Source organism: Bacillota bacterium, from assembly GCA_018818595.1.
Taxonomy (GTDB): domain Bacteria; phylum Bacillota_I; class Bacilli_A; order Izemoplasmatales; family Hujiaoplasmataceae; genus JAHIRM01.
This window is the reverse complement of the sequence record JAHIRM010000007.1, coordinates 1-13,664: the sequence shown is the minus strand read 5'-3', so window position 1 is coordinate 13,664 and position 13,664 is coordinate 1. Positions and strand designations below refer to the sequence as shown.

The 13,664-nt window shown below is 29.2% G+C and carries 13 protein-coding genes; 11 read left to right on the top strand and 2 right to left on the bottom strand.

Annotated elements, in window-relative coordinates; genetic code table 11:
- Window positions 1-121: 121 nt before the first annotated feature.
- The 4 genes from KJ971_01725 (at window position 122) to KJ971_01710 (ending at window position 5,083) form a co-directional block, all read left to right on the top strand.
- Window positions 122-553 carry a hypothetical protein gene (locus tag KJ971_01725; protein ID MBU1144563.1) on the top strand — a complete coding sequence of 144 codons (432 nt, stop codon included), beginning with the start codon at window positions 122-124 and terminating at the stop codon, window positions 551-553.
- Window positions 554-705: 152 nt separating this feature from the next.
- Window positions 706-2,352 carry an ABC transporter ATP-binding protein/permease gene (locus KJ971_01720; protein ID MBU1144562.1) on the top strand — a complete coding sequence of 549 codons (1,647 nt, stop codon included), beginning with the start codon at window positions 706-708 and terminating at the stop codon, window positions 2,350-2,352.
- A complete protein-coding gene (locus tag KJ971_01715) occupies window positions 2,349-3,983 on the top strand; it encodes an ABC transporter ATP-binding protein/permease (protein MBU1144561.1) in 1,635 nt (544 codons plus the stop codon). The genes KJ971_01720 and KJ971_01715 overlap by 4 nt, the downstream gene beginning before the upstream one ends.
- A gap of 161 nt (window positions 3,984-4,144) precedes the next feature.
- Window positions 4,145-5,083 (top strand): DMT family transporter, encoded by a 939-nt coding sequence (locus tag KJ971_01710; protein MBU1144560.1) that lies wholly within the window; start codon window positions 4,145-4,147, stop codon window positions 5,081-5,083.
- Window positions 5,084-5,104: 21 nt separating this feature from the next.
- On the opposite strand, the gene KJ971_01705 is transcribed toward KJ971_01710, so the two are convergent.
- Entirely contained in the window at window positions 5,105-5,266 is a 162-nt protein-coding gene (locus KJ971_01705) for a hypothetical protein (protein ID MBU1144559.1), read from the bottom strand.
- Window positions 5,267-5,482: 216 nt separating this feature from the next.
- On the opposite strand from KJ971_01705, the gene KJ971_01700 reads away from it, so the two are divergent.
- Both KJ971_01700 and KJ971_01695 read left to right on the top strand, forming a co-directional pair.
- Entirely contained in the window at window positions 5,483-6,790 is a 1,308-nt protein-coding gene (locus KJ971_01700) for a hypothetical protein (protein MBU1144558.1), read from the top strand.
- A gap of 37 nt (window positions 6,791-6,827) precedes the next feature.
- The gene (locus KJ971_01695) at window positions 6,828-7,787 is read left to right on the top strand and encodes a hypothetical protein (GenBank protein ID MBU1144557.1); all 960 of its coding nucleotides are present in this window, start codon (window positions 6,828-6,830) and stop codon (window positions 7,785-7,787) included.
- 67 nt (window positions 7,788-7,854) lie between these two features.
- Here the strand turns inward: KJ971_01695 and KJ971_01690 are convergent, their stop codons facing one another.
- On the bottom strand, window positions 7,855-8,547 hold the full coding sequence (locus KJ971_01690) for a hypothetical protein (protein MBU1144556.1): 693 nt from the start codon (window positions 8,545-8,547) through the stop codon (window positions 7,855-7,857).
- A 245-nt stretch (window positions 8,548-8,792) separates the two neighbouring features.
- Between KJ971_01690 and KJ971_01685 the strand changes: the two genes are divergently transcribed.
- The 5 genes from KJ971_01685 to KJ971_01665 all read left to right on the top strand — a co-directional run bounded on the left by KJ971_01685 (window position 8,793) and on the right by KJ971_01665 (window position 13,394).
- On the top strand, window positions 8,793-10,079 hold the full coding sequence (locus KJ971_01685) for a DUF1576 domain-containing protein (protein ID MBU1144555.1): 1,287 nt from the start codon (window positions 8,793-8,795) through the stop codon (window positions 10,077-10,079).
- A 30-nt stretch (window positions 10,080-10,109) separates the two neighbouring features.
- Complete coding sequence (locus KJ971_01680; protein MBU1144554.1) at window positions 10,110-10,658, top strand: flavin reductase family protein; 549 nt, start codon at window positions 10,110-10,112, stop codon at window positions 10,656-10,658.
- 108 nt (window positions 10,659-10,766) lie between these two features.
- A complete protein-coding gene (locus tag KJ971_01675) occupies window positions 10,767-12,050 on the top strand; it encodes an NCS2 family nucleobase:cation symporter (GenBank protein MBU1144553.1) in 1,284 nt (427 codons plus the stop codon).
- A 36-nt stretch (window positions 12,051-12,086) separates the two neighbouring features.
- Window positions 12,087-12,953 carry a hypothetical protein gene (locus KJ971_01670; GenBank protein ID MBU1144552.1) on the top strand — a complete coding sequence of 289 codons (867 nt, stop codon included), beginning with the start codon at window positions 12,087-12,089 and terminating at the stop codon, window positions 12,951-12,953.
- A 129-nt stretch (window positions 12,954-13,082) separates the two neighbouring features.
- Window positions 13,083-13,394, top strand: coding sequence for a DUF805 domain-containing protein (locus KJ971_01665; protein ID MBU1144551.1), 312 nt, complete (start codon window positions 13,083-13,085; stop codon window positions 13,392-13,394).
- The last annotated feature ends 270 nt before the right edge of the window (window positions 13,395-13,664 follow it).

Below are 13,664 nucleotides of genomic sequence, written 5' to 3'. Positions count from 1 at the left end.
AAAAAAACATTCATTCAAAAAATTTTATAATTTTAATTTTAATTATGCTATACTATAACCGAATATGACACCTCGTTATTAAAAATAATTTCGCTTTTCTATAAATGAAAGAAGATTGTTTATGAAAAAAACTCTTGTGAAAATTAAGATAGAAATGAAACAAAACTTAGATAAATTACAATTTAAATCTTTGTTAAAATTTGTATCTGATTGTGTGTTTCATGTATTATATCTTTATGAAGAAAATTATCCAAATGATGTTAGGCCAAGAAAGGCTTTAGAAGCGACTGAACTTTTTATAAAAAATGAATTGAAGATAAAAGAAGCAAGAAATCTTTCGTTCTCCGCTCATAAAGCGGCAAGAGAAGCAAGCATTGCTGCAGCACGATATGTTGCACGAGCTGCAGGACATGCAGTAGCAACGATTCATGTTAAAGGACACGCAGTCTACGCTTTGTCGTATGCATTAACTGCAGTCTCTGATGATGAAATTAAATTAAAACAAGAAGAACTGTGGCAAGAAAAATGTCTGTTTGAATTGAGTCAACAATAATTTCATTATATTTTTTGAGATAAAAAAATTTCTGTTTTATGATTCTAATTATGTAATATTTATAAAAAGATAAAATAAAATAAAATAATAATTGTGTTTTACACAGTAATATGATAATCTATTATTGTGTAAAACACAGTAAGAGGTATGAGATGAAAAAATTACTACTAGAACATAAAGGAAAATTCATATTATATGTAATAGCATGTTTCCTTCCAGTTATTTCTCAATTAATGCAAATAGGAGTAGTAGCTCTCATTTTTGAAACAATTGAAAGAAATACCATGCAATTTTTTTGGATAGCTCTTGGATTATCTGTTTTATATTTAATTTTGAATGCAGTTTTATTTATTATTTCAAGAATGATGCGAATTGCCTATATGAGAGATGTATTATTGTCTTTACGAGAAAAGGCTTTCGATAAAATCATTCATATGAGTTACAAACAATTTAATAAGCAATCAAGAGATGTTTATGTATCTAATTTGATCAACGATATAAATACTTTCGAATCTTCTTTCTTTTTATCTTTGATTAACTTTATTTTTAGATGTGGGTTATATGTATCCGTTTTAGTAATATTGGCTTTTTTAAACTGGGTTATTGCGTTAATCATTCTTGGAGTTTCTGTTATGGTATTATTCATTTCGAAACTTTTTGAAAAAAAGACTGTTTCACTTCAAAAAGACGTATCCACTTCAAACGAAAAATTTACTGTCAATATTTCAAATATCTTTACAGGTCTTGAAATTTTAAAATTAAATAATATTGAAGATATATTTTTAAAGAAAAATAAAACTCAAATTTTAGATTTAGAAGGAAAGAAATTCAAATTTAATGTTTTTACTGCTTTACAAATGTATTCAAATATAACAATTGGCTATTTTGTATTAATGGGATTGCTTATCTATTTAATGTATCAAATTAAAACAGGAATTGGTTATGGGCAACTTGTATTAATTGTTCAGCTTTCTTCAAGCGCTATTTTTCCTCTTGTAAACATGCTTCCACTAGTGAATGTACTCAAATCATCAAAAGCTATATTTGAAAAAATTACAAATTCAGATGAACAAGTAAAAGAAGAGGATAACTTATTGCCATTTCATTTTCAAAACAGCATTAATTTAAATCAAGTTAGTTTTGCATATGATGCAAGTAATCCAATCTTTAAATCCATTAAATTTTCTTTGGAAAAAGGGAAAAAGCATTTAATTAAAGGACCAAGTGGATCTGGAAAAACAACCTTGTTTAAATTGTTATCTCATATTTTAGATGATTATGATGGTGTGATTGATGTGGATGGCATTAATATGAATCAAATATCAAGTAAATCCTTTAATGAAAAAGTTTCTTATGTATATCAGGATGTGTTTTTGTTTGAAGCGAGTTTAAAAGATAACATTTCTCTTTTCAAGTCTAATTCAGATGAAGAAGTACTTCAAGCGTGTAAAAAAGCGGGATTATCTGAATTTATTGATTCTCTTGAAAATGGAATTCATACGGTGATAAGTGAAAACGGAAAAAATTTATCTGGTGGAGAAAGACAAAGAGTATCTATTGCAAGAGCATTATGTAAGAAAGCGGAAATTTTATTTGTTGATGAAGCGACATCTGCACTGAATGATGAATTAGGTCGTCAAATCGAACAAACGTTACTTGATTTAGATGCAACTGTTATTTCGATAAGTCATAAATATTTTGATGGAATTACAAATCTATATGATGTGGTTCTAGAAATTAAAGATGGGTATATGTCTAAATATAGCGCAAAAGAATATTTTGCGGGGGCAAATCTATGAAAAAGAAAAAAACTTATTTTAAACATACTTATCTTACTGTATTTACTATGTTGATTGTCGCTTTTATTACATTTAAATTGTCTTTTGCACTTTATGATCTTGTAAATGCTGCTTTAGCAAGTGAATGGGATATGTTCTTTGTTTATGCAAAATCAGTGATTTTTTATGCAGTTATAATGATGCCTAGTAATCTACTATATGCGTATACAAAGGGGCGTGTCATTAAAACAATTATGGTCAAAATGAAAAAAGACTATATACAATCAGTATTTCATAAAAACATTAACGAATTTCAACATGATAATAATGCACTATATGTTTCTGCGTTAACAAATGATTTTAATTTAATTGAAAAAGATTATGTAGAACAAATCATCGTTTTACAGGAAGCATTAATCAATTTCGGAACATCCATATTAATCATCACAATTATTAGCCCAATTATACTTTTAATTGGAATCGGAATGATAATAATTAACGCATTAATTTCTGTTTTATCATCAAAACCAATTCAAAAGCACAACAAAGAACGAAGCGAAATGATGTCGAAATATGGGGGCTTTATTAAAGAAGTGCTTTCAGCATTCCATATTATTAAGACGAATAATTTAGAATCAAAAGTAACTCTTACGTATAATCAAGAAAGCAAGAAAGTTCAAGAAAAAAAATATGTTATCGATAAGATTATGTCCTTTATTTTTGCATTACAAAATATAAATTTTGGAATTACTTTTATTGGATTAATGTTTGTGGTTTCGTTTTTAACAATTAAAGGAATTATTCTCTTTTCTGGAGTTGTAGTAGTGGCGCAAAATATTGATAACATCATTGGACCTGTTTCCCAATTCTCTGAAGCGTTACCACGTATTTTTTCAGTGAAGGCAATATTTGTAAGAATTGATAACTCTCTAAAAAATCAAACAAATTACGAAGAAACAAAATCATTTGAGGGTTTACAACACTCAATTGAGTTTAAAAATGTATCGTTTGCATATGGAGATAATGTAGTATTAGAATCAGTAAATTTAAAATTTGAAAAAGGGAAAAAGTATTTAGTGATTGGACCAAGTGGTGGAGGGAAATCTACTGTTTTACGGTTATTAAGAAAATACTTTAATCCTCAAAGCGGAAATATTTTAGTAGATGGTATGGAATTAAAAGATATTTTTAAAATGGATTATTTCTCAAAGATTGCTAACATTGAGCAACAAATTTTCTTATTTGAAGACACATTAAAGAATAATCTTGCTCTTTACAAAGATTATTCCGATGATGAAATTTGGGATGCAATTGATCGAGCAGGATTGCACGACTTTGTAAGTTTACATCCTGACGGATTGAACCGAGTTATTTTAGATAATGGCAAAAACGTTTCTGGGGGAGAAAAGAGTAGAATTGCAATTGCAAGAGGATTGCTTAACAAAGCTGATATTATCTTTTTTGATGAAGCATTTGCTTCACTTGATAGAGAAAAAGTTTTAGCAATAGAAAACAGTCTCTTTGAATTAAAAGGTGTAACCATTGTAAACGTAAGTCACGTTATTTTAGAAGAAAATAAAAATAAATATGATGAAATTGTTTTAGTAAAAAATACGCAAATAAGCTCAGTTTCCTCGCAGGCAATTTTATAAAAAATCATCTATGCTTTGTGTTTATTTAAATAGTTTCCAATGGATGAACAATCAAAAAAAACGATGCAATGTTGCATTGTTTTTTTTAGAATCAATTGGAAAAAGCTATTAAATATGATATGATTTATGGTAATGTTAAATTTTATTCGAGGATAATCCATGTGAAGACAGAACAATCATTTCAAACCAAAATTTCTTTTATCTTTTTGTTTTTAGGATATTCTATTTTTGGGTTTAGTATTATGTTTTCAAAGATTGCTTTGAATTTAACGTCTCCTTTTGTACTTATAGGTGCTCGTTTTGGAGTAGCTTTTCTCATATTAAATATCTTACTCATTTTTAGAAAGAAGAAACTACATTTTAAAGGCAAAAAATTATACAATATTTTTCTTTTAGGTTTGGTTCAACCTGTTTTATACTTTATTTGTGAAAGTTATGGAATTACGATGCTTCAAACTTCTTTTGTGGGAATCATTCTGGCGTTAATTCCAATCACAAGTTTTGTATTTGGTTTTTTTTATCTAAAAGAAAAAGTAAAACCCATTCAAATTGTTTTTGCAATTATTGCAATTTTAGGTGTTTGTTTAACAACCATAGGTCAATCAGAAGGACAATTTAGTTGGATTGGGTTTGTCCTAATACTTGGTGCAGTAATTTCAGCTGCAATGTTTAATGTCCTTTCTAGAAAAATAGCAACTGAATTTTCAGCTTTTGAAAGAACATACATCATGTTTTTTATTGGGTTTATCACGTTTGTGCCAATAGGACTTATTGAAAGCATCGGTTCATTTCAGGAATTGATTATCATTCCTTTTCAAAACGTTCAGTTTTGGATATCGGTTGTATTTCTAGCAGGATTATCTTCTGTATTAGCCTTTTTAATGATAAACTATGCCATGACTCATCTTGAGGTCGCAAAAGCAGCCATATTTGCAAATTTAACAACTGTCATTGCCATTCTTGCAGGAGTATTATTTTTAGATGAACATTTTGGGATATTTCAAATAATTGGATCTTGTATCATTGTCCTTTCAGTATATGGAGTAAATCGTTTTTCAAAAAAAAAGAGAACTTCTCTAAATAGAAAAGCCTCATTTTAGTAAGAATCAATCATTAAAAACTTAATATGTCTTTTTTGATTTTTGATTCTTGTTCGATGTAGAATCATTTGTAGTTGGACTTGTGGGGGCAGAAGAAACAGATGCTTTGTTTTTTATATTATTTTGTGCACTAGTTTTCTTCTTATTGTTTTTGTCATTATGACGTTTGTCGTTTTTATCCACTGAAATCACTCCTCCTTAACAGAAGCTTTTAATTCTTAAAAAATAAAAAAAAATCAAATTGAAAAATCGATTAAAATTTTTAAAAACAAACAGAAATTAAACGAGTTTCAATCTCATTTCTATTATAAACTATTTTGATAATTTAATCTCGAATTATGAAAATAATTTACTTAATTTTTTATGAAATGATATATACAAGTCAAAAGGGGACAATCCATGGGGAAATTTTTGCAAAATTTAAGATGGTATCGTTTGGATAATGCTGCTAAAATTTATCCTGTTTTAACTACGGAAAGATATACTCATGTATTTCGAGTTGCGGCTACTCTAAAAAATGATATAAATCCAGAAATTTTAAAACAAGCTATTTTAGATTGTAAAAATAGATTCCCAACTTTTTTTGTAAGGATGAAACATGGCATTTTTTGGTATTACTTTGAACCAAATCCAATGGATCCTATTATAAAAGAAGAAAATTCAATTGTTTGTGAAAAAATCAATACTCATAAAAATAATCATTATTTCTTTACATTTTTTTATTATCGAGAAAGAATTAGTTTAGAAGTGTTTCACGCATTATGTGATGGAGGAGCTGCTATTATCTTTTTAAAAGCAGTTATATTTCAATATTTAGGATTATTAGGACATGATTTAGACAACAGTGAAGATATTTTTACCATTGGAGAAATCCCTTCTTATAAAGAAGCAGAAGATAGCTATGAAGTTAATTTTACTGAAACAAAAACAATTAAGAATAAAGTGCCTGATGCTTATTTAATCAAAGCAAAACGATTTCCTTATCCAGGATGTGGCATCATTGATTCGAAAATTGAAACAGACGAATTACTTAAACTCGCTAAGGCTAAAAAAGTTAGTTTATCACAATATATTAGTGCAGTTCTTATTTATGCAACTATTCTTACTGGGGATTTAAATAAATTACAAAAGATGCCTATAAATATATGTATTCCAATTAATTTAAGACCACTGTATCATTCCGAAACATTAAAAAATTTTTCACTGTACATTCATAGTATTTACTATATGAAGGATAACCCCCCAGATTTTGATGATATCTTATTAAAAGTAAAAAGTGATTTTATGAGAGAAATGGATCCTATTAAAATTCAAAGCAAAATCAATAGCAATGTAAAAATCGTTAAAAATTTTCTGGTTCGTATTTGTCCCTTGCCACTTAAAAAGATTCTGTTTAAAATTGGATACTCCGTATACGGGAAGAAGCCAACCACAATTACTTTTACAAATTTTGGAGAAATAAAAGTTCCAAATTCGATGATTCCATTTATTGATTCCTTTACATTTAATTTAGGGTCAGGCTCAAAACCTGCGGTTGCGATTAATTCGTTTCAAGGATATTCTTCCATCATCTTTTCACGGGCCATAATAAATACAGAATTAGAAAGAACTTTTTTTGCATTTCTTTCGCAGCAAGGAATTAAAATTTTGATTAAAACAAATCGTTGGGAAAGTTATTTAAATCCGTCTATTTCGTTTAATAAATAGAAATTAACCATCAAAATATTTTTTTAAGGAGAAGTAAATGAACTCAAATTTAATTTATAATCCAACAATTTTGTGGTTACTATCAGGAGATAAAGCTATCGCTTATCAAGTGAAAAGAGATCTATTAGATTTTAGTGAAGAAGAATTAACGACACTAAAAAATGAATTGCCAAGTGTTGGATGGATTCAAAAACTCATTCACTTAAGAAACGATGACACTTTTATGTGGGGAGAAGGTATCTATTCTCCCAAATGGATATCAACTCATTATACACTTCTTGAACTTCTTAATATGGGTGTGGATGCTACATCGCCATTTTTTAAAGATAGTAGCGAATTGCTTCTAAACTCTATGTGGGAAAATAAAGGTAAAGTAAGAGCAAATCATTATCAAGATATGTGTGTTTGTGCAATGATTCTATCTATTACAACAAACGCTCATCTTTATTCAACTAAATTATTTGAAATTGTTGATTATATTTTACTTCATCAGTATGTAGATGGAGGGTGGAATTGTGCTTGGCAAAAAAAAGATATTCATAGCTCTTTGCATACTACGATTTGTGTACTTGAAGCATTTCGTGATTATGAAGCGTGCGGATATACTTATCGACTAGATGAAATAAAAGAATGTGTTCCAAAAGGAATTGAATTTATGCTTCGAAAAAAATTATTTCGATCAGAAAGAACAAAAGAGATAATTCACCCTTCCATGTTAATGTTGTCTTACCCAAGTCGTTGGTTTTACAATACGCTTAGAGCTTTAGAATATTTAGCATCTATTCATTTTCCTTATGATATTCGATTGAAAGAAGCACTTATACGATTGCTAGAGAAAAAAAACGATAATAACCGTTGGCTTCTTCAAAATAATAGAGTAAATAAAATTCATTTTGTAATGGAAAAACAAGGGAAAGAAAGTCGTTGGAATACTTTAAGAATTCTTCGAATATTTAAGTGGTTTATTCCAGAAGAATATGAACTAATTACACAATAAAAAAAAGAAATTAGAGATGATTCATCTAGTTTCTTTTTTATAACATGAGATAATGATAATTAATAATTTATTCTACTAGTTTTTTTTCTTCTACTGTCAGATCTAACTTTTCAGCTGGTGTTTTTGGTTCTTTGTCTGCTGGTTTTTCTTCTTCAACAACGGGGGCCTTTTCTTCAACAATTGGAGCTATTTCTTCAACAATTGGAGCTTTCTCTTCAACAACAGGAGCCTTTTCTTCAACAATTGGAGCTATCTCTTCAACGGCCGGTTTTTGGTCTTCTATGACAGAGGATTGGTTTATTATCACTGGTTTAATGATGTATTTTTTTAGAATATGAGATACCATATCTTCTTTAAAATACATAAACCACATCAACCCAATTAATAGCAGTTCAAATACTAGACTAAATCCTACACTTGCCTCAGGAAGTCCTACAAGATATAGTAATAAACCGTAAACATAAATTAAACTACTTATAATTACTTGACCTAATAGAATTTTTTTTGCCATTTTATCTTTTGAAATTAATACAAAATAGAAATAAATGAGTATTGTTACGAAGAAAAGAATGCAATAAAAAGTAGCTCCAGGCAATTGGTTTAATGATACATGGTTATTTACAAGCATTGAACCAACAATGTATGGTATAAATAAACCAATAAAAAACAAAAACGCAATTGTAATACGAATCATAACAAATATAAATTTTTGTTTGTCGTTTTTCATCATGTTTAAGAATGAATTCTTAAGATTTTTCATTTTCTTGCTCCTTTTTTATAATAATTAAGTTCATAATACCAAAAAATAATAAACATGTAAACATCATAAAAAAAAATACTTTATTTATCAAAACAAATTTTAATTTTTCCAACTATATTTACCAAAGAAAAAAAATATAGTATAATTTATCATACAAGAACGAAATGGAATTATTCATGATGCAACAGAGCCATTCTTTATATCATTCCCCTATATCTTATGACATTCAGGAAGGACATGAACCAATGACTAACATATTGCATAAAATGAAGCGAAAATTTATAATACCAGTCATTTTCATCGTATTATTGATTATCTCTTTTACAATCGAACCTCTCGATGAGATGTTCCTTGGATATCGACGCATTTTAACAAGTCCTTCCGTGTTACTATCGGATTACTTGTTTATTGGAGGATTAGCCGCAACTCTCTTTAATGTATTAATGACAACAGGGCTAAATCTCATTCTTTTAAAATGGATGAAAGTCGAAATTACAGGGTCCGTTTTTGCTTGCTTACTTACCATAGCAGGATTTGCTTTTTTTGGCAAGAATTTATATAATGCCCTTCCAATGTATTTTGGAATTTTTTTATTCACAAAAGCCACTAAAACAAAATGTAAAGATCATGTTCTTGTATTTTTACTTTCATCAGGTATCTCACCTATTGTTAGTTTTTTAATTTTTGGAGCTGGATTGACATTGTCAACAGGGATTATACTTGGTGTAAGTATAGGAATTGTGATTGGCTTTATTTTGCCAGCTTTTAATATGTTTGCAATGAAATTTCACCAAGGATATAACTTGTACAATACAGGTTTTTCTATGGGTGTTATTTCGATGTTTTTAACAGGAATACTTGGATCATTTGATATTGATATACTAAGAGGTTCTGAATTAAATAATAGTTATCATCAAGTGCTATTAATATCGACAATTGTGATTTCGAGTCTTTTTATTTTATTTGCATTTTTAGAGAATCCAAAAGTCGTGAAACAATATCCTAAAATACTCCAAAGATCAGGTAGATTGTTAACTGATTTTGTGAAAGATTCTGGGACAGATGCCACATTATTGAATATTGGGATCATGGGATTGTTATGTGTTGTTTTAATACTTTGTACAGGAATTTTAATAAACGGACCTGTCATGGGAGCTATTCTAACTATTCTTGGGTTTGCTGCGTTTGGAAAGCATCCTCTCAATTCAATTCCTGTGATTATAGGCGCTATTTTAGCAATAGAGCTTACTCCGTTGGAATGGACCATTGGGCCAACACTTTCTGTTTTATTTGTTACAGGATTAGCCCCAATTGCTGGTCAATTTGGAATTATTCCTGGGATTCTCGCAGGGTTTATTCATTTGTTAATCACTCCATTGGCATTGGAATTTCAAGGAGGATTTGATTTATACAACAACGGATTTGCAGCAGGGTTTGTCGCCAGTGTTTTAGCACCCATTTTTCATATTTTTCTAAAATCAAAAGACGAAACTGGAACTTGGAGTCATGTGATAAATCTTATTAAAAAATAAAATAAACCATTAAATGAGGAGTGTATTAAATTGAAAGTAGAAATTGAAAAATATCCTTTAATTCATCCAGCAACCATTGTACTTATTGGAACAAGTCATGAAAATGTCATTAACTTTACAACCATAGGAGACATAGCCATTGCAGGAATTAATCCTCCATTAATTATGATTAGTATCAATGAAAATCATCTTGCATCAACTCATATTGATGAAACAAGTACATTTTCAATTAATGTTCCTACAACTAATTTGCTTGAATTTGTGGATTATTGCGGAATATATACCGGAAAAGTAGAGGATAAATCTAAAAATACTCAATTTGAAATTGTCGATAATGTCCCCATTATTACGCTATCTCCTATTTCTTTGATAGCCAAAGTTTTATCTCGTCAACAAATTTCACAAAGAGTGATTTATCTTTGTGAAATTATAAAAACTTTAGTAGATGAATCTATCTATAAAAATCAAACATTGAATCTTTCAGAGGTTAAAACAATTTTATATGGATTAGATAATCAATATTATGAACTAGGGAAAGCAATTGGAATCGGATATAAAATTGGTATTAAAAAGATTTAAAACTCGAAATATGTTGTTTAGAATCTTAATAGAATAGTGTATAATTGGTATACTATTGAATTTTGAAGTAAGAATTAACCAATTTTTACTAAGTTACGGAGGATGCAAATGAACGATCGAATATTACTAGATGTACACGAAAAGCCTAAAAGTATTATTGCATGGATTTTTATGAGTTTGCAACATGTATTTGCAATGTTCGGAGCTACTGTTTTAGTTCCAATTTTAACAGGATTACCAGTTGGCGTTACTTTAATCGCTAGCGGTGTAGGAACTTTGATTTATATTTTCTTTACAAAAGCAAAATCTCCAGTATTTTTAGGAAGTAGCTTTGCTTTTATTCTTGCGATTCAAGCATCCACAGTTACTAATTTAGATGGATCTAAAGATTTTAGTGCTGCATATTTTGGATTAATGGCAGTAGGTATCATTTATGTAATCGTTGGAATCATTATTAAATTCGTTGGAAATGATTGGATAAAACGCTTATTACCACCAGTAGTCGTTGGACCAATGATCATGATTATAGGATTGGTTTTAGCACCGGTTGCTATTAATAGTGCTGGACTTAATGGGTCTTCAGGTTTTGAAGCCCCAGTTATTGCATTAATAACATTTGTAACTGTAATTATTATTAGTATTTATACAAAAGGTCTAGTGAAGATAATTCCGTTTTTGATAGCGATTATTATAGGGTATATCTCTTCTCTATTATTAGGAGTTGTGAATCTTTCTACAGTCTTTTCAGGAGTCGCATTTTTTCAAATTCCTGAATTTCATTTTGTAGGAACATATGCAATGAATTTATCTGCGGTATTAATGTTTACTCCGATTGCTTTTGTAACCATTGCAGAGCATATTGGAAATCATACAGTACTTGGACAAGTAATTGGAAGAGATTTAATTAAAGATCCTGGATTAGATAATACGTTGCTAGGCGATGGAATTGCAACATTTGTTAGTGCTGCTATGGGTGGACCTGCAAATACGACTTATGGTGAAAATACTGGCGTAGTTGCAATGACAAAAGTAGCAAGTGTTTGGGTGACAGGACTTGCAGCAATCTTTGCAATTATGCTTGGATTTTTTGGGTATATTCAAGCTTTTATATTAAGCATTCCTAATGGAGTTTTAGGAGGAATGACGATCGTTTTATATGGATTAATCGCCGCTAATGGTGTAAAAGTATTAGTAGAAGAAAAAGTTGATTTATCGAGTATGAAGAATCTAATTATTGTAGGAGCAATGCTTGTCATTGGACTTGGACAAGCATCGATTCAATTAAATGACAGTGTTTCTTTGAGTGGAATGAGTTTAGCTGCACTCGTAGGAATTCTTTTAAATGTCATTTTAAACCCACAAAAATCCATTAAAATTGAAAAAGAGAATTAATATCAATTTTTAATAAAATAATTAGGAAGTGATAATATGTTTAAAAAAACAACAATCTGTATTTTGATTTTATTGCTTTTAGGGTGTCAAAGTAATATCGATTCAACTACAACAGTTGACAAAACAACGGTTTTTGGATTAGAAGAACCTACTTTAACTCCAGAAATATTCGCACCCGATATTATTTCTACTTTGGAAACATTAGAATTTGCAGGGACCTTTTCTCCTGATTTTACTTATTTTTTCTTTACTAGAAGAAATGCAGAAGGAATAAATCGTCTTTTCTACACAGAATATATAAACGAAAACTGGATTCAACCTGTCTTATCTCCTATTAGTCAGGATGTGGCAGAATTTGAACCATTTATTACTCCAGATGGAAAGTATTTGTATTTTGGTTCTAAAAGAGATAATCATGATGAGTTTGTCATTTATCGCAGCGAATTTACAGATGGAGTTTGGCAAGAACCAATCTACTTAGAAAATGAATTAAATGATGGATTTGCAATGTATATAAGTGTTAGCTTAAATGGCAATATCTATTACACCGCAAGTAATGGAATTAGAGTCATGAGATATGTAGATGAAGAGTACCTTCCAAGTGAAAGCACTGGAATTTATGGAGCTCATCCCTACATTGCACCAGATGAATCTTATATGTTATTTGATAATAGTGGAGGGTATAATCTTTTAACATCCATTTATATTTCATATAATGTGGATGGAGAGTTTCAAAGTGCTATTAAACTAGGTGAAGAAATTAATAATGCAGATAATATTCAACTTTGCGCTTCGGTATCTCCAGATGGAGCTTATTTGTTTTTTTGTAGAGTCATAGAAGATTTGTTTGATATTTACTGGGTAAGTGCGGATTATTTAAATGATTACCAAATGAATAATTAATATATAAATTTTTAAGAACAACGTTGTATTTTTGATGTTTAAATCAAAATACGATGTTTTTTTTAATTGAATATATAATGTTAAAAAAATATATGCTATAATTTAATAAAAATAAAAGGGGGATTTATTGTGGAAGAGTTCAAACAATTATGGATCAGATGGAATGATTTTTCAGGAAAATCAACTGTCAAAGAATACTGGATGGCAATGTTGTTTAATTTTGGAATTGGTTTGATTTTATTTTTATTAGGATTGTTTGGAGCTTTTTTTAATTGGGTAACTTACATTTATTATTTGGCAATTCTTGTGCCTTCAATCGCAATTGCAATTCGTAGAATGCATGATACGAAAAGAAGCGGATGGTATTTACTATGGGGGTTTCTTCCTATAGTTGGAACCATTATGGTTATTATCGCTTTGATTGAGGCATCAAAAGAATAAAAATTAATTAAATTATTTCAATTGATGTTCAAGAAAATGTTTTTTGGGTTTAAGAAGCAAGAAAAATGTAATTATAAATAATTATTGACATATGTTCAAAATGATATTATAATCAACTTAACTAATGATTAAGCAACCGGTAAGTATGTCAAGAGGTAAAAATAAAAAAAATCACTAATAAGTGATTAAAATCTCATCATCAAGACATACTTAAAAAAGGTTAAATTGGATTTGAAGATATTCAGATATTACTTATAGAGTCTATTGGTA